Annotated in this window: 26 protein-coding genes; 24 read left to right on the forward strand and 2 right to left on the reverse strand. The window is 41.3% G+C overall.

Translation table 11 applies throughout. The features are described from left to right. The first annotated feature begins 4 nt into the window (after nucleotides 1–4). The 4 genes from yabA to rsmI are packed head-to-tail and all read left to right on the forward strand — an operon-like array spanning nucleotide 5 to nucleotide 2288. Nucleotides 5–364 carry a DNA replication initiation control protein YabA gene (yabA, locus tag CSV61_RS14760; protein ID WP_083034502.1) on the forward strand — a complete coding sequence of 120 codons (360 nt, stop codon included), beginning with the start codon at nucleotides 5–7 and terminating at the stop codon, nucleotides 362–364. A 55-nt stretch (nucleotides 365–419) separates the two neighbouring features. Further along, entirely contained in the window at nucleotides 420–1163 is a 744-nt protein-coding gene (locus tag CSV61_RS14765) for a tRNA1(Val) (adenine(37)-N6)-methyltransferase (protein ID WP_099639846.1), read from the forward strand. Next, nucleotides 1150–1413, forward strand: a complete 264-nt coding sequence (locus CSV61_RS14770) for a GIY-YIG nuclease family protein (RefSeq protein ID WP_099639847.1) — start codon at nucleotides 1150–1152, stop codon at nucleotides 1411–1413. The genes CSV61_RS14765 and CSV61_RS14770 overlap by 14 nt, the downstream gene beginning before the upstream one ends. After that, nucleotides 1413–2288 (forward strand): 16S rRNA (cytidine(1402)-2'-O)-methyltransferase, encoded by an 876-nt coding sequence (gene rsmI / locus CSV61_RS14775; protein WP_099639880.1) that lies wholly within the window; start codon nucleotides 1413–1415, stop codon nucleotides 2286–2288. The genes CSV61_RS14770 and rsmI overlap by 1 nt, the downstream gene beginning before the upstream one ends. Before the next feature lie 43 nt (nucleotides 2289–2331). Here rsmI and CSV61_RS14780 read toward each other — a convergent pair whose 3' ends face one another. Beyond that, a complete protein-coding gene (locus tag CSV61_RS14780) occupies nucleotides 2332–2607 on the reverse strand; it encodes a transition state genes transcriptional regulator AbrB (RefSeq protein WP_029054857.1) in 276 nt (91 codons plus the stop codon). A 267-nt stretch (nucleotides 2608–2874) separates the two neighbouring features. On the opposite strand from CSV61_RS14780, the gene metG reads away from it, so the two are divergent. The 7 genes from metG to CSV61_RS14815 all read left to right on the forward strand — a co-directional run bounded on the left by metG (nucleotide 2875) and on the right by CSV61_RS14815 (nucleotide 9767). Further along, nucleotides 2875–4869 carry a methionine--tRNA ligase gene (metG, locus tag CSV61_RS14785; RefSeq protein ID WP_099639848.1) on the forward strand — a complete coding sequence of 665 codons (1995 nt, stop codon included), beginning with the start codon at nucleotides 2875–2877 and terminating at the stop codon, nucleotides 4867–4869. A gap of 444 nt (nucleotides 4870–5313) precedes the next feature. Further along, a complete protein-coding gene (locus CSV61_RS14790; protein WP_099639849.1) occupies nucleotides 5314–6081 on the forward strand; it encodes a TatD family hydrolase in 768 nt (255 codons plus the stop codon). Nucleotides 6082–6212: 131 nt separating this feature from the next. Further along, nucleotides 6213–7457, forward strand: a complete 1245-nt coding sequence (locus CSV61_RS14795) for a G5 and 3D domain-containing protein (RefSeq protein WP_233193644.1) — start codon at nucleotides 6213–6215, stop codon at nucleotides 7455–7457. A 132-nt stretch (nucleotides 7458–7589) separates the two neighbouring features. Beyond that, complete coding sequence (gene rnmV / locus CSV61_RS14800) at nucleotides 7590–8156, forward strand: ribonuclease M5 (RefSeq protein WP_099639850.1); 567 nt, start codon at nucleotides 7590–7592, stop codon at nucleotides 8154–8156. Further along, on the forward strand, nucleotides 8149–9042 hold the full coding sequence (gene rsmA / locus CSV61_RS14805) for a 16S rRNA (adenine(1518)-N(6)/adenine(1519)-N(6))-dimethyltransferase RsmA (RefSeq protein WP_099639851.1): 894 nt from the start codon (nucleotides 8149–8151) through the stop codon (nucleotides 9040–9042). The genes rnmV and rsmA overlap by 8 nt, the downstream gene beginning before the upstream one ends. A 143-nt stretch (nucleotides 9043–9185) precedes the next feature. After that, nucleotides 9186–9452, forward strand: coding sequence for a biofilm formation stimulator Veg (gene veg, locus CSV61_RS14810; protein ID WP_029054863.1), 267 nt, complete (start codon nucleotides 9186–9188; stop codon nucleotides 9450–9452). A 141-nt stretch (nucleotides 9453–9593) separates the two neighbouring features. Continuing rightward, complete coding sequence (locus CSV61_RS14815; protein WP_099639852.1) at nucleotides 9594–9767, forward strand: small, acid-soluble spore protein, alpha/beta type; 174 nt, start codon at nucleotides 9594–9596, stop codon at nucleotides 9765–9767. Between the two features lie 142 nt (nucleotides 9768–9909). Here the strand turns inward: CSV61_RS14815 and CSV61_RS14820 are convergent, their stop codons facing one another. Further along, nucleotides 9910–11034: a lytic polysaccharide monooxygenase gene (locus CSV61_RS14820; RefSeq protein WP_099639853.1), complete on the reverse strand. Its 1125-nt coding sequence runs from the start codon at nucleotides 11032–11034 to the stop codon at nucleotides 9910–9912. A 511-nt stretch (nucleotides 11035–11545) separates the two neighbouring features. Here CSV61_RS14820 and CSV61_RS14825 point away from each other — a divergent pair. The 13 genes from CSV61_RS14825 (at nucleotide 11546) to mfd (ending at nucleotide 25099) form a co-directional block, all read left to right on the forward strand. Continuing rightward, nucleotides 11546–12592: an S-layer homology domain-containing protein gene (locus CSV61_RS14825; RefSeq protein WP_099639854.1), complete on the forward strand. Its 1047-nt coding sequence runs from the start codon at nucleotides 11546–11548 to the stop codon at nucleotides 12590–12592. A gap of 253 nt (nucleotides 12593–12845) precedes the next feature. After that, nucleotides 12846–13913, forward strand: a complete 1068-nt coding sequence (locus CSV61_RS14830; RefSeq protein WP_099639855.1) for an NAD(P)H-dependent flavin oxidoreductase — start codon at nucleotides 12846–12848, stop codon at nucleotides 13911–13913. A gap of 14 nt (nucleotides 13914–13927) precedes the next feature. Further along, nucleotides 13928–14278, forward strand: a complete 351-nt coding sequence (locus CSV61_RS14835) for a DUF2200 domain-containing protein (protein WP_099639856.1) — start codon at nucleotides 13928–13930, stop codon at nucleotides 14276–14278. Between the two features lie 189 nt (nucleotides 14279–14467). Then, on the forward strand, nucleotides 14468–15334 hold the full coding sequence (gene ispE / locus CSV61_RS14840) for a 4-(cytidine 5'-diphospho)-2-C-methyl-D-erythritol kinase (protein WP_099639857.1): 867 nt from the start codon (nucleotides 14468–14470) through the stop codon (nucleotides 15332–15334). 58 nt (nucleotides 15335–15392) lie between these two features. Next, a complete protein-coding gene (purR, locus tag CSV61_RS14845) occupies nucleotides 15393–16235 on the forward strand; it encodes a pur operon repressor (protein WP_083034515.1) in 843 nt (280 codons plus the stop codon). After that, nucleotides 16223–16597, forward strand: coding sequence for a RidA family protein (locus CSV61_RS14850; RefSeq protein WP_099639858.1), 375 nt, complete (start codon nucleotides 16223–16225; stop codon nucleotides 16595–16597). The genes purR and CSV61_RS14850 overlap by 13 nt, the downstream gene beginning before the upstream one ends. A gap of 254 nt (nucleotides 16598–16851) precedes the next feature. Continuing rightward, nucleotides 16852–17139, forward strand: coding sequence for a septation regulator SpoVG (gene spoVG / locus CSV61_RS14855; protein WP_099639859.1), 288 nt, complete (start codon nucleotides 16852–16854; stop codon nucleotides 17137–17139). 353 nt (nucleotides 17140–17492) lie between these two features. After that, nucleotides 17493–18851: a bifunctional UDP-N-acetylglucosamine diphosphorylase/glucosamine-1-phosphate N-acetyltransferase GlmU gene (gene glmU / locus CSV61_RS14860; protein WP_083034518.1), complete on the forward strand. Its 1359-nt coding sequence runs from the start codon at nucleotides 17493–17495 to the stop codon at nucleotides 18849–18851. 27 nt (nucleotides 18852–18878) lie between these two features. Then, nucleotides 18879–19832 carry a ribose-phosphate diphosphokinase gene (locus CSV61_RS14865; protein ID WP_083034519.1) on the forward strand — a complete coding sequence of 318 codons (954 nt, stop codon included), beginning with the start codon at nucleotides 18879–18881 and terminating at the stop codon, nucleotides 19830–19832. An 81-nt stretch (nucleotides 19833–19913) separates the two neighbouring features. Next, complete coding sequence (locus tag CSV61_RS14870; RefSeq protein WP_099639860.1) at nucleotides 19914–20543, forward strand: 50S ribosomal protein L25/general stress protein Ctc; 630 nt, start codon at nucleotides 19914–19916, stop codon at nucleotides 20541–20543. 80 nt (nucleotides 20544–20623) lie between these two features. Further along, a complete protein-coding gene (gene pth / locus CSV61_RS14875) occupies nucleotides 20624–21190 on the forward strand; it encodes an aminoacyl-tRNA hydrolase (RefSeq protein WP_099639861.1) in 567 nt (188 codons plus the stop codon). Between the two features lie 53 nt (nucleotides 21191–21243). Further along, the gene (locus CSV61_RS14880; protein WP_099639862.1) at nucleotides 21244–21462 is read left to right on the forward strand and encodes an anti-sigma-F factor Fin; all 219 of its coding nucleotides are present in this window, start codon (nucleotides 21244–21246) and stop codon (nucleotides 21460–21462) included. Between the two features lie 103 nt (nucleotides 21463–21565). After that, nucleotides 21566–25099, forward strand: coding sequence for a transcription-repair coupling factor (mfd, locus tag CSV61_RS14885; RefSeq protein WP_099639863.1), 3534 nt, complete (start codon nucleotides 21566–21568; stop codon nucleotides 25097–25099). Nucleotides 25100–25157: the final 58 nt, after the last annotated feature.

Below are 25157 nucleotides of genomic sequence, written 5' to 3' on the forward strand. Positions count from 1 at the left end.
ACAGTTGAAAGAAGTGAACTTCCTTGACAGGGTAATGGAGTTTGAACAACAGTTGGATTCTATGCAAAAACAATTCAGGGAACTCATTGGATTTGTTGCAAAGATGACTGAAGAAAACCACTCGCTTCGTCTGGAAAACCATCATCTGCGAACGCGACTCGATGAAATCGATAAGATTACACAAGATATAGAAGAGGCCGCGCGTGATGAACGTCCAAAGAAGCTTGATGTGGGCGAAGGCGTAGACAATCTGGCTCGCTTGTACAATGAAGGATTTCATGTGTGTAATGTACACTACGGCAGTAGCCGTAAAGGTGAAGATTGTCTATTCTGCCTGTCATTCTTAAATAAACAGAACGGTTGAGAGGTCAATTCCTATTTTTAGGTATTGGCTTTTTCTTTTGAGTGAAGGAGTGTAGATTGTGAACCTACGAAGTGATGAACGACTGGATTATTTATTAGCAGAGGACTTGCGCATTATTCAAAGTCCTTCTGTTTTTTCCTTTTCATTAGATGCAGTGCTATTGGCGCGTTTTGCCTATATGCCGATACGTGGTGGAAATATCGTAGATTTATGTACGGGTAACGGTGTAATCCCTTTGTTCATGAGTGCTCGTACAAAAGGTAAAATTATTGGCGTTGAATTGCAACAACGCTTAGCTGATATGGCGCAGAGAAGTATAGTGCTTAACGGTCTAGAACAACAAATTGCAATTGAACACGGAAACGTCATAGGTATTGCCAAAAAAATTGGTTATGAGTTGTATGATACCGTTACATGTAATCCACCATATTTCCCGGCAAATGAAGCAAGTGCTAGAAATAAAAGTGAGCATTATACGATTGCTAGACATGAAGTGGAGCTAACATTGGATCAAGCGGTGAAGTCTGCAAGTGAGTTATTGAAACAAGGTGGAAAAGCAGCGTTTGTCCACCGTCCTGGTAGACTTCTCGACATTGTCACATCGATGAGGCAGTATCGTCTAGAGCCAAAGCGCATTCGTTTTGTCTATCCGAAAGAAGGAAAAGAAGCGAATACCCTTTTAATCGAAGCCATTAAAGATGGAAAACCTGATTTGAAAATTCTTCCTCCTTTATATGTTTACCAAGAAAATGGGGAGTATACAGAAGAAGTGAGGCAGTTATTGTATGGAGCCGAATGATCACTACTTCTATGTTCTGATATGTAATGACGGATCGTATTATGCTGGATATACAAATGATTTAGAACGTCGCTTGCGTGTACATAACGAAGGAAAAGGTGCAAAGTATACAAGAGGGCGCTTACCTGTAAAGTATATTTATCAAGAGTCATTTGAAACGCAAAGACAAGCGATGCAAGCGGAATATCAGTTTAAGCAATTAACCCGAAAAGAAAAAGAACAGTATATAAAAAAGGAGCGGTCCATATGATTACGTCACAAAAGAGCGCCGAAGCAACAAAGTTCGGGAAGTTGTTCATTGTAGGTACACCAATCGGCAACCTTGAAGATATGACATTCCGTGCAGTCCGAATCTTACAAGAAGTAGATTACATAGCAGCAGAGGATACACGTAATACGGTCAAGTTATGTAATCACTTTGAAATTACTACACAATTGATTAGCTATCACGAACATAATACTCGTGTGGCGGGAGAAAAAATTATAGAACTCCTTCAAAATGGAAAAGATATCGCTATTGTCAGTGATGCAGGGATGCCATGTATTTCAGACCCTGGTGCAGATCTTGTGGAACTGGCGATTGAACAGGGAATCGCTGTCGTTTCCGTTCCGGGACCAAACGCAGCTGTTACAGCATTAGTAGCATCGGGCATTACACCGCAACCATTTCTATTTTTTGGTTTTCTATCACGCCAAAAGAAAGAGCTCAAAACACAGTTGGAGAAATTACAGCGTTATGAAGAAACGCTAGTATTTTACGAGGCGCCACATCGTTTAAAACAGACATTGCGCGGTTTAGCGGAACGATTTGGAGACGAAAGAAAGATTGTTATGGCTCGCGAATTGACGAAACGGTTTGAAGAGTTGTTGAGAGGGACAATTGCAGAAGCGATTGAGTGGGCAGAATCCAATGAAGTTAGAGGCGAGTTCTGTTTGGTTGTGGAAGGTAATCAGAATGTACAACATGAAGTCTCGACTGCTTGGTGGACAGACTTATCGATTAAGGAGCATGTTGAACATATAATAGAAGAAAAGGAAATTCGTTCGAAAGATGCAATCAAGGAAGTAGCCGATATTCGTAAGTTGAGTAAACGAGATGTGTATCAGGCATATCACATAGAATAAGACAAAAAATCCTGAACGCATATGCGGTCAGGATTTTTACAAATCAATTGATTTTATTTTGAATTTCATCCATCAATTGTTTTGCACCTTCAGGACTCAAAATTAACTTACCGTCGATCAGACGAAGATTATCGTCTGACACTTCTCCTGTAATAGAACATGTCATATTAGGCATGTACTTTTTCAAGATAATTTTGTCGTCGTCCACGTATATTTCTAATGCGTCTTTTTGCTCGATGCCGAGCGTACGACGAAGTTCAATCGGGATCACAACGCGGCCTAGCTCATCAACTTTTCTTACAATTCCAGTAGACTTCATGGAAAAAATTCCTCCTACATTCCAGTTTTAACATTCGTCAAAATTCGACATATTTCTCTTGTCTGTTAAATATCATACCAACTCTTCCAATAACCGTCAATCATCATAACCTAAATAAACACTATTAAGTTTTAATAATTTTTTGATAGGTAAAAAATGAGAGATGTTGAAGGTATGAGGATTGCGGTCAGTGAGCAAGCTGAGGGAAGTTATAAAAGCATAAGGGTTCGGAGGAGAACATGGCACTTTTGTGCAACATCCTATAAAATGAATGTATACATTAATTATTTGGAGGAATTACGCGTGGAGAATCAATCTAAAACATTTTATATCACTACACCTATTTATTATCCAAGTGGAAAGTTTCATATAGGAACCGCATACACGACAATCGCATCTGATGCAATGGCGAGATATAAGCGTTTGCGTGGCTATGATGTCAGATTTCTAACTGGAATGGACGAACATGGTCAGAAAATCCAAGAAAAAGCCGAGGAGGAAGGCCTACCTCCAATTAAATATGTCGATGGTATTGCAAATATCGCGAAAGATTTGTGGAAACTGATGGATATTTCTTATGATGACTTGATCCGTACGACAGAAGATCGTCATAAGACAATCGTTGAAAAAATATTTAAGAAGTTCCTTGATAATGGAGATATTTACAAAGGGCAGTATGAAGGATGGAAATGTGTTCCGTGTGAATCGTATTTTACCGAATCTCAATTGGTAGATGGAAACTGTCCGGACTGTGGTCGCCCGGTTCACCGTGTGGAAGAAGAGTCATACTTCTTCAATATGAAAAAGTATGCAGACCGTCTTCTAGCGTATTACGAAGAGAACCCTACATTTATTGAGCCTGAATCACGTAAAAATGAAATGATCAATAACTTCATCAAACCAGGACTTGAAGATCTATCCGTTTCCCGCATGTCATTCGACTGGGGAATTAAAGTGCCTGGAGATCCAAAACATGTGATTTACGTCTGGGTCGATGCATTAACGAATTACATTACAGCACTCGGTTACATGTCTGATGACAAGTCTTTATTCAATAAGTACTGGCCCGCGGATGTTCATGTGGTTGGTAAAGATATCGTTCGTTTCCATACGATATACTGGCCCATCTTCTTGATGGCACTCGACTTACCGTTGCCGAAGAAAGTATTTGCACATGGGTTTATTATGATGAAAGACGGTAAAATGTCGAAGTCAAAAGGCAATGTCGTCTATCCCGAAATGCTCGTTGAACGCTATGGCCTTGATGCTACGCGTTACTTCTTACTTCGTGAATTACCATTTGGCCAAGACGGCGTATTTTCACCGGAAGCATTTGTTGAGCGCATTAACTACGACTTGGCGAATGACTTAGGAAACTTATTGAACCGGACAATCTCTATGATTAATAAATACTTTGATGGCGAAGTCCCTACAGAAGGTCTCGTACCGACTGAATTTGATGCACCATTACGTGACATGATTCAACACACTGTGGAAAAATACGAGACATCTATGGAAAAGATGCAATTCAGCGTTGTGCTTTCCGATGTGTGGGCATTAATTTCTCGTACAAATAAATATATCGATGAAACATCTCCATGGGTACTGGCGAAGTCAGAAGAAGATCGCATGAAACTGGGGTCGGTTATGTACCACTTGGCGCTGTCTCTTCATCATACAGCAGTACTTTTGCAACCATTCATGACAAATGCACCAAAACAAATGATAAAACAATTAGGTCTATCCGAAGAGTCATTAGGTTGGAATACGTTAGAAGAAGGCTACGCGATTCCTACAGGTACGACTGTTATCAATAAAGGTGTTCCAATTTTCCCGCGTCTAGAGACAGAAGCGGAAGTTGAGTACATCCGTCAACAAATGGCAGTTACCGCACCCGCTGAAGTAGAAGAGAAAGTAGAAGAAGTGATAGAAGAAACAAATGAAATTACGTTTGACGCGTTTATGAATGTAGACATGCGCGTAGCAACTGTCACAGCGTGCGAAAAAATGCCAAAAGCCGACAAGTTATTAAAGCTACAAGTGGACTTGGGCTACGAGCAGCGTCAGGTAGTGTCTGGCATTGCGCAGCATTACAGTGCTGAAGACGTAGTAGGTATGAAAGTAATCGTTGTGGCAAATTTGAAGCCGGTTAAACTGCGTGGAGAATTATCGCAAGGTATGATTTTAGCAGGCGAAAAAGATGGCGTGCTAAAACTTGCAACAGTTGATCCTGCATTAGAGAACGGTGCACAAGTAAAATAATTGATCACATAGTAAAGCTGTCAGGGGAAGTCGGAATCAACGACTTCTACTGACAGCTTTTTATTTAGGCATCAAATAGGTGATGGGATAGTAGGATGCGGAGTTATACTCTTGCGCATGAGTGATTACGGCTTGATGTGTAATGAGTTGGGGAGCTGATGACTTAGAAGGGAGGCAGGGGTGTATCATTACTTTCCTCGCCATGGTGTTTGTAAAAGATTTTCGTACCCAATTAGCCATATTGTATGTCGCAATTGTTACAACAAACCTATAAAAATTAAGAGTTTGTTATACACTACCTACTAGTTGAGCATGTCTGACAGTAAGGCATTTTGGAGAGAATAGACGGAATAGAAAAACTATTTGTTACACAATTGTAATGTAAATGAGATGAAAGACATAATCAAAGCTACTAGAATAGAAAACAGTGTTAGGAGAGATACTATGTTTATTGATACACATGTTCATTTAAATGCAGATCAATATGAAGAAGACGTAGAAGAAGTCATCCAACGTGCCCTTGATGCAAACGTAAACAAGATGGTTGTAGTTGGATTTGACACGAAAACTATTAGTAAAGCCATGGAGTTAGTAGAACAATATTCATTCATCTATGGTGTGATTGGTTGGCATCCTGTTGATGCAGTAGATTGCACAGAAAGTGATTTACACTGGATCAAGGAGTTGTCGGCGCATCCAAAAGTCGTCGGTATTGGAGAAACCGGCCTCGATTATCACTGGGATAAATCACCGAAAGATATACAGCAAGAGTTATTCCGTAAACAGATACGATTAGCAAAAGAAGTAGAATTGCCAATCATTATTCATAATCGCGACGCAACAGGCGACGTAGTTCGTATTCTGCAAGAAGAAAATGCAGCGGAAGTCGGTGGGATTATGCATTGTTACAGCGGTAGTGTTGAAACGGCTAAACAATGTATGGAAATGAATTTTCTCATCTCGTTAGGCGGACCTGTGACATTTAAGAATGCTAGAATGCCGAAAGAAGTAGCAACAAAGATTTCACTTGATAAGTTACTAATCGAAACGGATGCACCGTATTTAGCACCGCATCCTTATAGAGGGAAGCGCAATGAACCATCCTATGTCCCATTAGTGGCGGAGGAAATTGCACGGTTGAAAGAAGTGTCGGTTGAAGAGGTGGCAAAGCAAACAACTGCAAATGCATTACAACTATTTAAGATTCAGTGAAAAACATATGGCAATTATTTGTCTTATAGATCTGTCTATCTCTAGTTGATAGCAATTGGTAGTTTGGAAGTTTGACAGTGTTACGTAAACGCTATATACTCGGCCGAGTAATGAAAGGGGAAATTTTTAACATGTCTCAGAAGAACTCTAAGATTATGCGCATTGGGATTTTATTTATGGCAATGGCATTATTCGTAGCAACAACATCACTCGTGTTGATTGACGGAAAAAAGAAAAACATCTCAATGGATCTTAATGGCAAGCAAATAGAATTACGTACAGCAGCAGCTACAGTGGGAGAAGTACTAGCGGCTAATGATGTAAAAGTACAAAAGCATGACTTAGTAGAACCAGCAGTCAACACACCGCTTGAAAATGATACAGAGATCAAATGGCAAAAAGCAAACAAAGTAATAATTGATGTAGATGGAAAGACTCAAGAACTTTGGACAACAGAAGATACAGTGAATGATGTACTTAAAACAGCAGAGATTGAAGTCGCTACACATGACGAAATCGAACCGGCTTTAGAAACTAAAATTACAGAGAATCAACCCATCGCAATTGCTAAAGCATTCCCTGTCACCGTCAAAGACGGCGGTAAAGAACGTACAGTATGGTCGACTCAAACTACAGTCAGAAAGTTTTTGACAGACCAAAACATTCGACTTTCAAACTTGGATAAAGTAGAAGGCGACACAAGTGCAAAATTGACGGCATCTAATGCAGTAGTTAATATTGCACGTGTAGAGAGAATCACAGATGTAGTTGAAGAGACGGCAGATTTCAAAACTAAAAGAAAAACAGATATGACTATGCTTAAAGGTAAAGAGAAAGTTGTTACTAACGGTAAAAAAGGTAAACTACAAAAGAAATTCCAAATTACAAAAAAGAATGGAAAAGTAGTTTCTCGTGAATTAGTTGGAAAGACGATGGTAGAAGAACCTACACATAAAGTCATTCATGTAGGAGCTAAAGCACCAAAAGTTAATGTAGCAACTGCAGCTCCAACAAAAGCATCTACAAGTACACCAGCAAAAGCGCAAGTTGCAGTATCACGTGGTGCTAGTAGCGAGCCAAGCGGTGGAAAAGAATTCTATGCGAACGCAAGTGCATATACGGCTTATTGTAATGGATGTTCAGGAATCACAGCGACAGGTATTAACTTGCGCGCGAATCCGAATATGAAATTAATCGCAGTTGATCCACGAGTAATCCCACTAGGCTCTAAAGTTTGGGTGGAAGGCTATGGTTATGCAATCGCAGGAGATACAGGCGGTGCTATCAAAGGAAACCGCATTGATTTACACATGCCTACAAAAGAAGCGGCTTACTCATTTGGTCGTCGTCAAGTAAAAATTAAAGTCATTAACTAATAGTAGTGTGCCGATAAGGGGAAGAAAACTCTTCCTCTTATCGGTTTTTTCTGTTTCCTGCTGGTATAGTGTACAGATTTGAAAAAACACAGTAAAATAGAAAGAATGACATCGTAAGAAAAGAGGAATATTGTGAATATAGAAGAAGTAGTTGTGGTGGAAGGGAAGTCTGATACTGTAGCTGTCAAACGTGCAACAGGAGCGGATACGATTGAAACGAACGGTTCGGCAATATCGAACAAGACGATCGAACGAATTCGTCACGCACAACAGACACGTGGAGTTATCGTCTTTACCGATCCAGACTTCCCAGGCCGACGTATTCGAGCAATTATCGAAGAACAGATCCCTGATGTAAAACATGCATTTTTACCGAAGAAAGAAACTATAGCGAAAAACGGACGTGGAGTAGGAATTGAACACGCGAATGACGATGCGATTCGTCAAGCATTGGCTTCTGTTTACACGGTGAGTGAGCATACAATAGAAGAGATTCCGATGGCTACATTACTAGAAGCCAGATTGATCGGTCACACTGACTCCAGAAATCGAAGAGAGCGTCTGTCGGAGTTATTGCATATTGGGCAGGTAAACGGTAAAGGATTGAAGAAACGACTGGAGATGTTCCGAATTTCTGTAGCAAAGTTACATGAAACGATACAAGTTCTCGACGAGGAGGAAATGAAAACAGATGTATAAAGACATAGCAACGCCAGTGAGAACGAAAGAAATTTTACAGAAACATGGATTTTCATTCAAGAAGAGTTTAGGTCAGAACTTCTTGGTGGATTCGAACGTACTGCATAATATCGTCTCATGCGCAGCGATCACCAAAGGCACAGGAGTCATTGAAGTAGGACCGGGGATCGGTGCGTTAACAGAGCATCTCGCACGGCAGGCGGGGAAGGTTGTAGCATTTGAAATAGACGACCGATTGTTACCTGTACTCGAAGATACGATGTCACCATATCCAAATGTCACTGTGATTCATCAAGACGTACTCAAAGCGGATATTCATCAAGTGATCGAAGAACAGTTCGCAGACTATGAAGACATTGTAGTTGTGGCCAATTTACCATATTATATTACAACACCGATCATCATGAAGTTCCTAATGGAAAAAGCACGCGTAAGCCAGCTTGTCATTATGATGCAGAAAGAAGTAGCAGATCGAATTACAGCAGTACCTGGCACGAAGGCATATGGCTCGTTGTCAATTGCCGTCCAGTACTATATGGATGCCGAAGTGTCTATGATTGTACCGAAGACAGTATTCATTCCACAGCCGAACGTAGAATCAGCCGTACTGAGTTTGACGCGTAGAAAAGAGGCACATGCTCCTGTAGCGGATGAAGACTTCTTATTTACAGTGACACAAGGATCGTTTTTGCACCGTCGCAAGACACTGTGGAACAACCTTCAGTCTTCACTCCCTGAAGGTAAAGAGAAAAAGGAATTGATTCAGCAAGCGTTTGATCAATCAGGTATTGATCCGATTAGAAGAGGGGAAACATTATCGATTCCAGAATTCATCAAACTAGCTAATGCATTATACCCTCATTTTGGCAAGCTAAAATCAGAATAAAAATAATGACAATTTCATATGAAAGAATAGTAAAATTCATCATAAAGTTATTGACAAAGACATAGGTGAACTGTTAAAATAAAAATTTTGTTGACAAACGCATGTAAAGATGTTATGCTTATATTTAGTGAGGTGTAAGTAACATGCCAAAAACATTAGCAGACATTAAAAAGTCACTTGACGCTCATCTAGGGAAACGTCTCCACTTGAAAGCAAATGGCGGTCGTAAGAAGACGATCGAACATGCTGGAGTCTTGCGCGATACATATCGTGCCGTTTTCGTAGTAGAGTTGGATCAGGATGACAATGCGTTTGAAAGAGTTTCTTACAGCTATGCTGATATTTTAACCGAAGCGGTTGAAATAACGGTTCTTGATGGTTCTGACCAAACGGCCTTTATCATCAAATAATTCATCATGCTATTTTAATTTATTTCCTAGTGAATCCGCCCGGAACGTTCTGGCGGGTTTTTTATTATGTAATATAAATGAAGTGTAATTTATCCTTAATGGCACACACTACAAATGTCAGCCGAAAAGGAGGAAACTATAATGGCGAGAAAAGGCGTCATGTCAGATCAATTGAAAGTAGAAATCGCGAAAGAGCTTGGCTTCTATGATGTAGTGCAGAAAGAAGGCTGGGGCGGTATTCGCGCACGCGATGCGGGAAACATGGTAAAACATGCAATTGAAATGGCGAGTAGACAAGCGGAGGAGAAGAAATAATCCAACCAATGTCCGTAGAATCCAAAACAGGCTGACAAATGGAACTGCAAAAGCTAAATGGCTTTGCAGTTCTTTTTTTGATCAAAAAGAACATGATCTACAAGTTATCATTACTTGTAGATCACCATTCAATCGAATGGAATTACTTACGTTTCCACTGTTTACTGTTACTCGGTACATTTGCGCGTGTCCACCATTTCGCTTCGTATAGATTGCCGTTGTGCATCACTTGATCACCGGCAACATAGACGTTTGTAGTACGCCAATTCGGTATGCTTGTCGTAGCGGACCTCACTAGTTTCCATACAGCTGAATCGCCGGGAAGATCTCCGCGTGTCCACCACTTTGCTTCATATAAATTATTCTCATGCATTACTTGATTACCAACTGTATAAATGTTTTTTATCTTCCAGTTGCGTACGTCAGAGTTCGCTGGTGTTAGTAGTTTCCATACCGCAGAATCACCGGGGAGGTCTCCGCGTGTCCACCATCTTGCTTCATATAAGGAACCGTCGAGTCGTGCTAGATTTCCTTCTACATAGACCTTATCTTCATCCCATCCGACCGCTGATTGAGTAGGCATGTCTGTCTCAGGCTTTGCTGGCTTTGTTTCAGGTACTGGTTTGCTCGGTATAACAGGTATCATGTCAATATTCTTGTTAGGCTTAGTTGGGGGCGCTTGTTTTCCGCCGAAGTCTACGTCAATGACGTTATAGAATGCGTTTTTAGTATCGCTGATATTCCAAATAGCGAGGATCACGTGATAACCCGTGCGTTCAGGTACATTACAAGTATGCGTTAATTCGGAAGGTGGTCTCTGCTTCTTGCCATCAACTGTGCAGAACGCTTGAAGATCTGTGCGTTTCAACGGTTGGTTGGGATCCCATCCTGTACGTGTAATATAATACTCCCATGAACCTGTAACGTGTGGTGCTGTGAATTTCCATTTGAATTGATTGATCCCACTTTTCATCGCAACCTTATGCCAAAGATGGTGGGTTTGTGCATCTAGTTCGAAGAAAGTATTGGCACTGGCAATTTTGCCATCAGCTGGACCACCTATAGGGAAATTCCCTGGTGCTTCCAAGCTTTGTGGTTCATAGATGATTCTCCCGCAGTTTTTATTATCTCCTTGCATGCATAGTAGCGCTCTACTTTCTGGTTGGCTTACGTAGCCGTGTGCAGATGCTTGACTTGTAAATGAAAAAGTCATTAGCATGATAAAAAGCACGCTGAGTAGCACAGACTGGGACATATGTAACTTCATTTCTCTTATCCTCCTGATAGTTTATATTTACTATGTTTACTATAATTTCATCATAGCCCTTTTTTTACATTAATCAATGTTCGAAAAACTGCACTACTTTCATAGATCCGTATAATAAATAGGCTGAATTTGAAGAGAAAGAAATATTTCACAGTAATATTGGATAATAAGTGATACTTTATGTCTGTTAGAGGTAGTCTATATACATAGGTATTTGCTTAACAGAAAATGTTTAAAGGGGGTATTATACTCATGCATTTCGCTTGCGTTGTGTTGTGCAACACGGATGAATTAGCTTGTTCTGATTGACTATTAGTTATCCAGTCGCCTTCCGCTGTTTAGGTCACTTGGAAATTGAACATCATCATTTTATATACATGAATTTTAAGTGTTTATTTAGCGAATTTAATACATTTGTGTAGTAAAACAATATGTTTTCGTGCATTCATCTTTTTATCCACTTAACGTGGTATAGTCATTACATCTTATGGGAAATGAGTGATCAATACGTATGAAAAAGGTCTTTGTAATAATTTTACTACTTGTTTTAACGTTTTCAGTAGCTCCTAATGCACAAGCTTCGTCGAACGTATTTACAGACGTATCGAAGAGTCATCCGAACTATACTGCTATTATGTATTTACTGGAAAATAAAGTGATTGAGCCTAGTACACGCTTTGGTTTAAATGACAAAGTGACACGCGAAGAAGTCGCCATCATGGTGGCAAAAGCTACGGGATTGAACGGAAAGAAAACCAAGACGAAATTTAAAGATGTTCCCGCGAACAGATATTCCTCTGGTTATATTAACTCCGCTGCGAATGCGAAGATTATTAATGGCTATCCTGACGGCACGTTCAAGCCTACGCAAAATGTCACACGTGGCCATATGGCTGCCTTCATTGCGAATGCGTTTAAGCTGACCAAGGAAAAAGACATTCGATTTAAAGACGTGTCGAAAGGTTCTACTGCTTACAATGCTGTGCGTAAACTAGCTTTTGAAAATATCACCTCAGGCTATCCTGATGGCACATTTAGACCGAATGAAACATTAACTCGTTCGCATATTGCTGCCTTCGTAGCAAGAGCTATGGATCCTGCATTTCGGCCAGCACCACCTGTTATGGTAACGAGAGGAATTCATTTTGGAATGGATCCGGCACAAGTGATGAGTGTTGAATCGAAGTCGCCGGCCATATTGCTTTCGAATTTACGTGAGGGAAATAAGCGATTATTGATCTACCGAACTACAAAGTACAATTTCTATACAGATTTAATTTACTACTTCGAAAATAATAAGTTGCAGTTCATCACCTATGACTTTATGGGTGGCGAGGATTACTATCATACTTCAGATGAAATGTTTGCGATGTACACTGAATTAAACGAACATGCACAACGTGAATTTGGAGCAGACCCATATACTGACACGGACTATGAAACTACGTTTAATTCAGGGTGGGAAAAGACCGGCTATGTAGTCATACTGACAGTAAATGATGACAACGTCAGTACAACGGCAAATTTAGTGTACTTACCGAATTCAATGATAAAATAATATGTAGGTGACTAGGGTTGCATAGTGAAGTACATTTGCAACTCTTTTTCTGCTACGTAGAACAAACAGGAAGCGTGGATCTTTTGCGATTTACGTTATAATGGAAAGAATATTCGTTATATGCATGAAAATTCTCTAGAGCACTATAGTCGGTTATTGACTGGGAAATAAAATATTGCCGGGACGTAAAGGTGAAAAGAACAGCAACGCTACTTTGTAAAGTACATATTCATTCAAGAGGAGGTTCAACAAGATGTGGAATAATAATGATGTAACGAAAACACTCGGAATTACATACCCAATCATTCAAGCGGGAATGGCTGGTGGTACGACTACACCTGAATTGATAGCTGCTGTATCCAATGCGGGGGGACTGGGTACACTTGGGGCTGGCTATATGAAAGCGCAAGATGTGAAAGAAGCGATACAAAGGATTAAGGAGTTAACAGATCGACCTTTTGGGGTCAATTTGTTTATTCCTGAGGCATCAGAGATATCCAAAGATAAGATTAAGAAAGCTAATGAATTACTACGTCCCTATCGTGAAGAATTGCATGTGTCCGAGCCGGAAATAAAGGAGATATCTACCACAAACTTTGATAAGCAAGTAGAAGTCATAATCCAAGAAAAGATCGCGGTTTGTAGTTTCACATTCGGTGTACCATCTAAAGATACTGTCCACCGTTTAAAAGAAGAGAACATCATTGTGGTGGGGACAGCTACAACTGTAAGTGAGGCAATGATCAATGAAGAGTGTGGAGTGGATATGGTGGTGGTGCAAGGAAGCGAAGCAGGGGGGCACCGCAGTACATTTTCAGGAAGCTTCGTTGATTCCATGATCGGAACGATGTCGCTTGTCCCTCAGGCTGCGGATCATGTGCGCATTCCGGTTATTGCAGCTGGAGGAATTATGGATGGTAGAGGTGTCTTAGCAGCCCTTACACTCGGAGCCAAAGCAGTTCAAATGGGGACAGCTTTTGTGACAGCGATTGAAAGTGGCGCGAAAACACAACATATTGATGCCATTCTCAAAAGCACGGAAGATCAAACCGTTGTTACATCGGTATTCAGTGGTAAACCAGCAAGAGGCATTCAAAATGACTTTATTCGTGAAATAAAACCTTACGAAGAAGATCTTCCGGATTACCCCATTATGAACACATTGACGACAGGGATTCGTAATGAAGCGGCCAAGCAGGATCGACCCGAATGGATTCATCTTTGGAGTGGACAGTCTCCTCGTTTAAGTACAAGACAACATGCTGCGGCCTTGTTGTCGGACATCGTGTTACAAGTGGAGAGTATACTAAGTAGCAGATGATTGGAGGATTCACAATGACCACACATAAAATTTATACAATGAGTTTTGCTAGAGTTTATCCGCTTTATATTAACAAGGTAGAGAAAAAAGGACGCACAAAATCAGAAGTCGATGAAATCATCCGCTGGTTGACGGGATATAGCCAAGAAGAGCTGGAAGTACAGTTGGAAAAACAGACAAACTTCGAAACGTTCTTTGCCGAAGCACCGAAGATGAATCCTTCGCGGACGCTAATCAAAGGTGTTATATGTGGAGTTAGAGTGGAAGAAATAGAAGAATCAACGATGCGAGAAATACGTTATTTGGATAAGCTGATTGATGAGTTGGCAAAGGGAAAAGTAATGGAGAAAATCTTACGCACATGATAAATGAAAATTCAATTGTTCAAAAACAGCGAAAGGAAATCACCTACGTCAGAACTACGGAACGGAATGAACGTGACAAAGTGAACTGCAAAGCGATTGCAGTTCTTTTTTTATTTAATCCTCTTATGTTCTATTCATTCTGTGGTAATATATGAGCAAGAACAATGCAGTGGGGAGGGAGCTTTTATCATGATTTACGAAAAGGCGCCTGCGAAAATCAACTTAACATTAGATGTGTTAAGCAAACGGCCGGATGGCTATCATGATGTTGAGATGATTATGACAACGGTTGATTTGGCTGATCGTATCTGGCTTCGACCTACGACGGATCATGCCATTACGATTAAGTCGTCTCATCGATTTGTGCCGAATGATCGCAAAAACTTGGCGTACCAAGCGGCGGATTTATTGCGCAAACGCTATCGCTTGGACTATGGAGTTGAAATTACTCTAGATAAGAATATTCCGATCGCCGCAGGGTTAGCTGGTGGGAGTTCAGATGCGGCCGCAACTCTTCGTGGATTAAACCGTCTATGGGAGCTCGGATTGTCTTTGGATGAGCTGGCTGTCCTAGGTGCAGAAATTGGATCGGATGTATCATTTTGCGTATATGGCGGCACTGCGATCGCAAGAGGGCGAGGAGAAGACATCACGCATCTACCTGCTCCACCTAACTGCTGGGTCGTGCTGGCGAAACCGACGATCGGTGTATCAACCGGCAATATCTATGGACAGTTGAACTTGTCTTCTATCACGCATCCGCAAACAGAGCGTATGATGGAAGCGTTGCAAGAAAGTAATTATGACAAGATGTGCGGATCGCTAGGAAATGTGCTAGAGCCTGTGACGATGGGCCTTCACAAGGAAGTGGTCATACTCAAAGAACAAATGGAACGTTTTGGAGCAGACGCTGTTTTAATGAGCGGTAGCGGTCCAACGGTATTCGGGCTGGTGAAGCACGAATCGCGTGTACCGAAAATAGTAAATGCCTTAAAAGGGTTTTGCCAAGACGTACATGCCGTGCGTATGCTCGGAGAACCTATTGTAGTTGATTAATACCGGACGATTATGATAATCTACTTATAAATCATTCGGGTTTAGGAGTCGGTATTATATGAAATGGAAAAGAAGTGAAAGGCTTGTCGATATGACGCGTCATTTGCTGGAAAATCCACACACTCTCATTTCTTTGACGTTTTTTTCGAACCGGTATTCAGCCGCCAAGTCCTCAATTAGTGAAGACTTGGGTATTTTGAAAGAGACATTTGAAGAGAGTAGCACGGGTCGTCTAGTGACGATTTCAGGTGCTGCTGGCGGTATTAAATACATTCCGTTAGTCGGTCGTGAGGAGATAAAAGAAGTCATTCACTCATTGATGAATGAACTAAGAAAATCGGATCGGCTACTTCCTGGCGGTTATCTGTATATGACGGATTTGTTGGGAAACCCCCGTTTTCTCGATCGAATTGGCAAGGTAATTGCGACAGCTTTCTTTGATAAAGAAATTGATGCCATTATGACGGTTGCAACGAAAGGTATTCCGATTGCGCACGCGATTGCCCGTCATTTGAACGTACCTGTCATCGTGGTACGTAGAGACAGCAAAGTGACGGAAGGCCCCACTGTCAGCATTAATTACGTTTCAGGTTCTGCACGCAGGATTCAAACGATGGTGCTGTCAAAGAGAAGTATGCAGAGCGGTCAAAAAGTATTGTTGACAGATGATTTTATGAAAGTAGGCGGCACGATGCAGGGCATGAAAAGCTTGCTTGAAGAATTCAACTGTGAACTGGGCGGCGTGGCGGTCTTAGTTGAAGCCGAACACCTTGAAGAAGTTTTAGTAGATGATTATCTTTCGTTAGTGAAATTACATGCAGTCGATGAGAAACACCGTAAGATCGAGTTGGAAGAAGGAAATTATTTCACGAGAGGCGGTAATGAGTTATGGAATATGTAAAAACAGAACAAGCCCCGCAGGCAATTGGACCCTATTCGCAAGCAGTAAAAGTGAACGGTGTAGTGTACACGTCAGGACAAATTCCTTTAACACTTGCTGGCGAAGTGATAGGTGGCGGGATAGAAGAACAGACGAACCAAGTCCTTCAAAACTTGAGCAAAGTACTGGAAGAAGCAGGTTCTAGTTTACAAAAAGTCATTAAAACGACAGTGTTCATTCAAGACATGAATGAATTTGGCGCGTTAAATGCTATTTATGAAGAACACTTTGGAGAGCATAAACCAGCTCGCTCGACAGTAGAAGTGGCTCGTCTTCCAAAAGACGTACGAGTAGAAATTGAAGCGATTGCGCTTTGTGAATAATTGGATGTGAAGCCCGTCTTGATCTAGTTTAGATCATAGCGGGTTTTTCTTGTTATTAGAAAATGAGTAGGATGAATGTAGATATAAATTTGAAGTAATATACAAACATTAAAAAATTCACAAAAGATTCTATTTTCATTTAGCACAAAAACTAGTATTATAGAATCAGCACCAGTATTATGGTTAAAAAGTTAATCATACCAACTAACCTAGAATACGTTTAGTGTGAAAACGACAACAAGGGAGTGGGGAAAATGGAAATCACAGATGTGAGATTACGCAAAGTAGACACGGAAGGTAGAATGAGAGCAATAGCTTCCATTACGCTTAACGATCAGTTTGTCATCCATGATATCCGAGTCATCGAGGGGAATGACGGATTATTCGTGGCGATGCCGAGCAAACGCACACCGGATGGGGAGTTCCGCGATGTGGCGCATCCGATTAATTCAGACGCACGGACAAAAGTACAGGAGTCCATCTTGACAGCGTATCATCAGGTAGACAAACAGCAAGGGGAATTGCAAGAAGCTGTTTTATAATTTTATTGCCCTGGAGAAAGCGTTTCCATGTGCTCTATCCATAAAAAGGCCATCTGCTCGAGTAGATGGCCTTTTTTTATTGTTTCGAAATTGAAATGGAGAGACTAGCATTAGAGATCAGAATTAGTGTGGGTCTTAATCTTGAACTTATTTAGGTTAAAACACAACAGTAATTCACATCTGCCTACAGTGAGTAAAAATGCTTCACATTTATTACTGTGGCGACATAATCGCAAAAAGATCAACAATCATAAAATAAAGTTATGTAATTGTCAAGGGGATATACTTGAAAAAATCAGTCATTTCCGCTATAGTCAATTATGAATTTAACAAACAAGGATGGAGGCTGACAGATGACAAATACATATGCGATTGTCCTAGCAGCAGGACAGGGCACGCGAATGAAGTCGGATCTTTATAAAGTACTTCATCCAGTCTGTGGCAAGCCGATGGTTGAGCATGTGATTGATCATATTCGCGATCTCCACTCAGATCGGATCGTCACAATTGTCGGTCATGGTGCCGAGATGGTAGAGCAAACGTTGGGCGACAAAAGTGAATACGCACTACAGGCAGAGCAACTAGGCACTGCACATGCCGTGCAACAAGCCGAGAAAGTACTTGCGAACCTTGATGGCACAACACTCGTTGTCTGCGGCGACACGCCATTAATCAGCACAGAAACAATGGCAGCGCTTCTTGCGCATCATCATGAAACAGATGCGAAGGCGACGATACTTACTGCAATAGCAGATGATCCAACAGGTTACGGTCGAATCATCCGTGCGGAAAACGGAGACGTAGTGCGAAACGTCGAACATAAAGATACGAACGACGGAGAGCGTCTTGTTAAGGAAATTAATACAGGCACGTATTGCTTTGACAACCGTGTGTTATTCAACACACTAAAAAAAGTAAACAACGATAATGCACAGGGCGAGTATTATCTTCCAGATGTATTAGGGATTTTGAAGTCTGAGGGACAACGAATTTCAGCTTATACGACACCGGATTTTCAGGAAACATTAGGTGTCAACGACCGTGTGGCATTGGCACAAGCTGAAAAAAGCATGCGCCAACTGATTGCGGAGAAGCATATGCGTAACGGGGTCACAATTATTAGTCCTGAGCAGACAGTGATTAGTGCAGAAGCTGAAATCGGTCGTGATACTGTCATCCAACCTGGCGTACTCATTGAAGGAGCTACAAAAATTGGCTCGCAATGCGTCATTGGACCTAATAGCCATATTCAAAACAGTACGGTGGGTGACCACACGACAATTCATTCTTCTGTTGTCCGTGATAGTACAGTTGGAAATCAGACAGCAGTCGGTCCTTTTGCACACTTGCGTCCTGACACACAGCTCGGAGATCATGTCAAAGTAGGTAACTTTGTTGAGGTGAAAAAATCTCAGCTTGGTGACAGTAGTAAAGTTTCTCACCTCAGTTACATAGGGGATACAGAAATAGGCAAGAATGTTAACGTTGGCTGTGGTACGATTACAGTGAATTACGATGGAAAAAATAAGTATAAAACAGAAATAGAAGACAATGCATTTATTGGCTGTAATGCCAATTTGGTCGCACCGGTCACGATAGGAAAGAATGCGATTGTGGCAGCGGGATCCACAGTCACAAAAAATGTACCGGAAAATTCACTTGCAATTGGACGCGTTCGGCAAGAGAATAAAGAAGGATACGTACAAAACTAATCTTACCCAACCAACAGGAGGGCCATCATGGCATATCAATATCCAAACGACAAACTGAAAATATTTTCTTTAACTGCGAATGAACCACTTGCAAAAGAAGTAGCAGATCAAGTCGGGCTTCCGCTCGGCAAGCTCTCAGTCAAACGTTTTAGTGACGGAGAAATCCAAATCAATATCGATGAAAGCATCCGTGGCTGTGAAGTATTTGTCATTCAATCTACTTCTAATCCGGTCAACGATAACTTAATGGAACTTCTCATTATGCTGGATGCCTTAATGCGTGCATCTGCGCGTACGATTAATGTGGTCATGCCATACTACGGGTATGCACGTCAAGACCGTAAAGCAAGTTCACGTGAACCTATAACGGCTAAATTAGTTGCAAACTTACTAGAAAAAGCAGGTGCTGATCGCGTAATCGCGGTAGATTTGCATGCACCACAAATTCAAGGTTTCTTCGATATTCCGATTGATCACTTGATTGCAGAACCAATCCTAACGGAGTATTTCCAAGGTCAAGGATTAGATGATCTTGTTATCGTTTCACCTGACCATGGTGGTGTAACACGTGCACGTAAAATGGCGGACCGTATGAAAGCGCCGATTGCCATTATAGATAAGCGTCGACCTCGTCCGAACGTAGCGGAAGTAATGAATATCGTTGGCAATGTAGAAGGGAAAACGGCCATTCTAATTGATGATATTATCGATACAGCCGGTACTATCACGATTGCTGCGAGCGCTCTAATTGAAAGCGGAGCAAAAGAAGTGTATGCTTGTTGTTCACATCCTGTTTTATCCGGGCCAGCGATTGAGCGCATTAATAATTCTAAAATCAAGCAATTAGTGATTACGAATTCTATTAAATTGCCGGAAAGTAAACAATCTCCAAAAATCAAACAGCTATCGATTGCGCCTTTGTTGGCTTCAGCGATTATTCGTGTGTTTGAGAACAAGTCCGTAAGTACATTATTTGAGTAATAATAAGTTAACGAGTACCTTCGGGTATTGAAAATTTAAAGATTTATAAAAAACTTTTTGATGGGATAGGTGACTATACAAATGAGCACAATTATGTCCAATTTAAGAGAAACTGACAAGAACACAGTAAGTGAATTAAGAAAAAGCGGATGGATTCCTTCCGTAGTTTACGGCTATGAAACGGAAAGCACTCCAATCGCAGTAAAAGAGCGTGATCTTCTAGACACACTTCGTGAAACAGGAAGAAACGGTGTTATCAAATTGACTGTAGATGGCAACGACAAAAACGTCGTATTAAACGATTACCAGGCTGATGTATTGACTGGATTCCTTACACACGCTGACTTTTTAGCGATCAATATGACGGAAGAGCTTGAAGTAGACGTAGCGGTTAACCTTGTTGGAGACGCGCCAGGTGAAAAGGCAGGCGGAACAATTCAACAACCGGTATGGGAAATCACAATTCGCGTAAAGCCATCTGACATACCTGAACATATTGACGTAGACGTTTCAGAACTCGAAATTGGTGAAACAATTCTTGTTGGCGATATCCGCGATAAAGTGAAGTTTGAAATCTTAACTGAAGATGAAGTAGGATTGGTCACTATTTCTGCACCACGTACTGCTGAAGAATTGGAAGCATTAGACGAAGCGACTGAAAGTACTGAAGCTGAGCCGGAAGTAATCGGCGAAGATAAAGAAGAGAAATAAGTTACAAAATGGGCGCACGAATTTGAACCGTGCGCTCCTTTTCTATGTATAGATATCATTTAGAAAAGGAAGAGAAGAACATGAAATTACTAATTGGACTCGGAAATCCTGGAAAAAACTACGAAAACACACGTCATAATATTGGTTTCCAAGTAATCGATGAATTGGCTAAGCGGTGGCAAGCTCCAGCGTTCCAGCAAAAGTTCAATGGTCAATTTACGACTGTCCATACAGTTGAAGGTAAAGTGATATTATTGAAACCGATGACTTATATGAACTTATCTGGAGAAAGCGTCCGTCCACTAGCGGATTATTTTGAAGTGAACGATGAAGAAATAGTTGTGTTATATGATGATTTAGATTTACCGACCGGAAAAATCCGTCTTCGTCAAAAAGGCAGTGCGGGTGGTCATAATGGTATGAAGTCACTCATTGCGCATCTAGGTACTACTGAATTCAACCGCATTCGAATTGGCGTGGATCGTCCTACTGGTGGTATGAAGGTCGCTGACTACGTATTATCTCCGTTTAGCAAGGACGAGCAACCATTGATCGAAGACGCAATTCAAAAGAGCGCAGATGCCTGTGAAGAATGGACGACAAAAAAGCAACCATTTCTTGAAGTGATGAATAAATTTAACGGGTAAGCATAATATAGCGACTCTTTGCCTATACTTTGAAAAAGGAAGGTGAAGAGAATATGATCCGTTATTCTTGTAATCACTGTCATACGGAAATCGGTTCGATTCCATTTGAGTCGGCTAAGGATACCCTCAGTCAACTAGAAGATGCGGATAAAAATGCATTTTTGTCTGTAGATCCGGATGGCGGCTTGCATATACGATGTATTTGCGAACACTGCGAGCAATCCTTGCAGAAGTTCCCGGACTATTACACCTTAAAAAAATGGTTACAATAAGTAACAGATGCTTTGGCGCTGGTAGCCAAAGCTTTTTGTGCATAAAGCATTCTGTTCCATATAAAGAGACAGACTAAGTTAAGAGATAAGGAGGAGTAGTGGAGTGGGAGTAATAGAACAGCTTTTTCTAGAAGAAAAAGAGATTCAAGGCTTGCTGAACGACTTGGAAGACGGGCGAGATCAGCAGTTAATCACAGGTCTTTCTGGCGGATCCAAAGCGATCTTTTTTAAATTGATTCAACAATCTCTGACACGTCCTGTTTTGATTGTTTCGCCAAATATGCTTCAAGCACAGCGAACGTATGATGACTTGAGCAAGTTGGTCAGTGATGAAAATATTCACTTATATACAGCGGAAGAACTTGTTGCCGCAGACTTTTCATTTGCAAGTTATGAACTGCGTGCCGGTAGAATCGATACACTGGATCATATGGCGCGTACAGGCAGTGGTATTTATATTACACCGGTTGCAGGGTTACGAAAGTTGTTGCCGACAAAGGAACGGTGGTTGGCACATTACGTGACAGCCTCAACAGATGAAGAAATTGATATAGGTAACTGGTTGGAAAACTTAGTATCCATGGGCTATATACGGAAAGACCTGGTGAGCGCACCGGGTGAATTTGCGTTACGCGGTGGAATACTAGATATTTATCCGCTAACGATGACAGAGCCTGTTCGTATTGAGTTATTCGATACAACGATTGATTCAATTCGGACGTTTTCAGCGGAAGACCAACGTTCAACAGGCAAATTGGACTCGATTACATTGTTGCCAGCGACTGAATTCATCTGGACGCCTGATGAATTACAGAAAGTCTCAGAAAAGGTGGAACAAGCGCTTGGTGATAGTCTGACCAAAATCAAAAGTGAAGAATTACAGCAGCAACTATTGATGACAATTATGCAGGACGTTGGCATGATGAAAGACGGGATTGTGCCGGATACGATGAAAAAGTACGCTTCATTTTCTACTGAAGCGAGCGCCATGCTGACTGATTACTTCCCTGATAGTGGTGTCATACTATTTGATGAACTAGGTCGAATACAAGAATCTGTGGCTACCTTGGAATCGGAAGAGCAGGAGTACCAGCTTGCGATGCTCGAAGATGGAAAAATGTTGCATGACACGAAACTCGCGTGGAAATACGAGCAAGTACTTACAGATATTAGTCAGCAGCAACTCTACTTATCTCTGTTTACACGTGCAGTACCTGGTTTCACTATCAAGAAGTCTATTTCGATTTCCTGTAAGCCAATGCAACAGTTCCATAGTCAGATGCCACTGTTGAAAAATGAAATAGAACGCTGGAAACAAGGGAACTATAATGTCTTTCTGTTAGCTTCTTCAACTGAGAGAATGAAGAAAATCCAAGAAATTTTACGAGAATATGATATAGAAGCAACGATAGATGGCAAGCCTAGTAGAGAAGGTGTGCTGTCCATTCTAGAAGGGGATTTGTCTGCAGGGTTTGAATTACCGTTTCAGAAACTTGCCGTTATTACAGACGCCGAATTATTTACTGGTAAACCGAAACGAAAAGCGCGTCCGCCTAAACTAACAAATGCTGAACGCATTAAAAGTTATTCAGAGATCAAGCCGGGCGACCATATTGTTCATGTTCATCATGGTATTGGGAAATACTATGGCGTAGTCACACTGGACGTTAAAGGCATCCAGAAAGATTACTTGGATATTCGTTATCGCGGTGAGGATAAACTTTTCGTGCCAGCTGACCAGATTGATTTAATCCAAAAGTATGTTGCCTCCGGAGAAAAAGAGCCGAAGCTACATAAACTCGGAGGTACGGATTGGGTCAAAACTAAACGTAAAGTAACAGCTGCCATTCAGGACATTGCGGATGACTTGATCAAATTATATGCCAGACGGGAAGCGGAAAGAGGCTTTGCATTTAGTGAAGATGATGATTTGCAACGTTCATTCGAAAACGCTTTCCCTTATGAAGAAACACAGGACCAGTTACAATCCATCAATGAAATTAAGAAGGATATGGAAAGTATACGTCCTATGGATCGATTATTATGCGGAGATGTGGGATACGGAAAAACAGAAGTGGCAATTCGTGCGGCATTTAAAGCCGTAACGAACGGTAAACAAGTAGCATTCTTAGTGCCAACTACTATCCTTGCGCAGCAACATTACGAGACGATGAAAGAACGTTTTGCAGATTATCCTATAACGGTTTCCGTACTTAATCGTTTCCGTACTAAGAAAGAACAAGATGAAACGATTAAAGGAGTTAAAGCTGGTACTATCGATATTGTCATCGGTACACATCGCTTATTGTCAAAAGACGTAGTTTATCAAGACCTTGGGCTTCTTGTTGTTGATGAAGAGCAACGTTTTGGTGTTACGCATAAAGAAAAGTTAAAGCAATTAAAAAATAACGTGGACGTACTTACATTAACTGCAACACCGATACCAAGGACTTTGCATATGTCGATGGTTGGAGTACGCGATTTATCTGTAATTGAAACGCCACCAGCTAACCGTTTCCCTGTCCAAACATATGTCATGGAAGATAATGGAGGGCTCGTTCGTGAAGCGATTGAGCGAGAAATGGGACGCGGCGGACAGGTCTTCTATTTATATAATCGCGTAGAAGATATGGACCGTAAAGTGCAAGAAATCCGTGACTTGGTACCGGAAGCACGCATCGCTTCTGCACATGGTCGGATGGGGGAAGCAGCACTCGAAGCAGTGATTTTGAGTTTTCTTGAAGGAGAATTTGATGTGCTCGTAACAACGACCATTATAGAAACCGGGATCGATATTCCGAACGTCAATACGTTGATTGTCCATGATGCAGACCGCATGGGACTATCACAACTTTATCAGTTACGTGGCCGGGTTGGTCGTTCTAATCGCGTAGCGTACAGCTATATGCTTTATCAGCGTGATAAAGTGTTGACAGAAGTTGCCGAAAATCGTTTGCAAGCAATCAAAGAATTTACTGAGCTGGGTTCAGGCTTTAAAATTGCCATGCGTGATCTATCTATTCGAGGTGCAGGAAATTTACTCGGTTCGCAACAACACGGATTCATTGATTCCGTTGGATTCGATCTGTATTCGCAGTTACTACAAGAGGCGATAGAAGAAAGACAGACGGGCGTCGTGAAAGAAGATAAGGTGGATGTCGAAATCTCCTTGCCTATCAATGCTTATCTTCCTGAATCATACATTCAAGACGGTTATCAAAAAATTCAAATGTATAAACGCGTAAAAGCCATTACGGGTGATGAGGATTATTTGGAACTTGTCGATGAAATGATCGACCGTTTTGGCGATATGCCATTCGAAGCCGACTTATTACTCCGCGTCGGACGTATGAAAGCATGGGGACGTGACGCAGGCGTACTATCCATTAAAAAAGTACAAGGGATAGTGGAAATCCGCATGTCGGCAGAAGGAACTGCTCGCGCTGATGGTGCAAAGCTGATGGAACATTCCTTGAAGTTTGGCCATGCGGTTGGACTGACAATTGACAACGGACAAATCATTGTAACCGTGAATGAAAAGAAATCTAATCAGTTTACAGAATTTGATATGGTAGAAGAGATGGTCCATACGATGCAGGAAACAGCGAAGGAAGTAGAATCTACGGATGCCTTGTAACACCTCGATTGCATAAAATGACCAATGTTGATGCATACTATCCTCAGAAATACATTTA

Origin of the sequence: Sporosarcina sp. P3 (assembly GCF_002743415.1) — a bacterium.
GTDB classification, from domain to species: domain Bacteria; phylum Bacillota; class Bacilli; order Bacillales_A; family Planococcaceae; genus Sporosarcina; species Sporosarcina ureae_A.

Coding starts and splice junctions, on each gene's coding strand:
- CSV61_RS14770 (WP_099639847.1), top strand. CDS start 1,150: ATGGAGCCGAATGATCACTACTTCTATGTTCTGATATGTAATGACGGA.
- CSV61_RS14780 (WP_029054857.1), bottom strand. CDS start 2,607: ATGAAGTCTACTGGAATTGTAAGAAAAGTTGATGAGCTAGGCCGCGTT.
- metG (WP_099639848.1), top strand. CDS start 2,875: ATGAATGTATACATTAATTATTTGGAGGAATTACGCGTGGAGAATCAA.
- CSV61_RS14790 (WP_099639849.1), top strand. CDS start 5,314: ATGTTTATTGATACACATGTTCATTTAAATGCAGATCAATATGAAGAA.
- CSV61_RS14795 (WP_233193644.1), top strand. CDS start 6,213: ATGTCTCAGAAGAACTCTAAGATTATGCGCATTGGGATTTTATTTATG.
- rsmA (WP_099639851.1), top strand. CDS start 8,149: ATGTATAAAGACATAGCAACGCCAGTGAGAACGAAAGAAATTTTACAG.
- veg (WP_029054863.1), top strand. CDS start 9,186: ATGCCAAAAACATTAGCAGACATTAAAAAGTCACTTGACGCTCATCTA.
- CSV61_RS14815 (WP_099639852.1), top strand. CDS start 9,594: ATGGCGAGAAAAGGCGTCATGTCAGATCAATTGAAAGTAGAAATCGCG.
- CSV61_RS14820 (WP_099639853.1), bottom strand. CDS start 11,034: ATGAAGTTACATATGTCCCAGTCTGTGCTACTCAGCGTGCTTTTTATC.
- CSV61_RS14825 (WP_099639854.1), top strand. CDS start 11,546: ATGAAAAAGGTCTTTGTAATAATTTTACTACTTGTTTTAACGTTTTCA.
- CSV61_RS14830 (WP_099639855.1), top strand. CDS start 12,846: ATGTGGAATAATAATGATGTAACGAAAACACTCGGAATTACATACCCA.
- CSV61_RS14835 (WP_099639856.1), top strand. CDS start 13,928: ATGACCACACATAAAATTTATACAATGAGTTTTGCTAGAGTTTATCCG.
- ispE (WP_099639857.1), top strand. CDS start 14,468: ATGATTTACGAAAAGGCGCCTGCGAAAATCAACTTAACATTAGATGTG.
- purR (WP_083034515.1), top strand. CDS start 15,393: ATGAAATGGAAAAGAAGTGAAAGGCTTGTCGATATGACGCGTCATTTG.
- CSV61_RS14850 (WP_099639858.1), top strand. CDS start 16,223: ATGGAATATGTAAAAACAGAACAAGCCCCGCAGGCAATTGGACCCTAT.
- spoVG (WP_099639859.1), top strand. CDS start 16,852: ATGGAAATCACAGATGTGAGATTACGCAAAGTAGACACGGAAGGTAGA.
- glmU (WP_083034518.1), top strand. CDS start 17,493: ATGACAAATACATATGCGATTGTCCTAGCAGCAGGACAGGGCACGCGA.
- CSV61_RS14865 (WP_083034519.1), top strand. CDS start 18,879: ATGGCATATCAATATCCAAACGACAAACTGAAAATATTTTCTTTAACT.
- CSV61_RS14870 (WP_099639860.1), top strand. CDS start 19,914: ATGAGCACAATTATGTCCAATTTAAGAGAAACTGACAAGAACACAGTA.
- pth (WP_099639861.1), top strand. CDS start 20,624: ATGAAATTACTAATTGGACTCGGAAATCCTGGAAAAAACTACGAAAAC.
- CSV61_RS14880 (WP_099639862.1), top strand. CDS start 21,244: ATGATCCGTTATTCTTGTAATCACTGTCATACGGAAATCGGTTCGATT.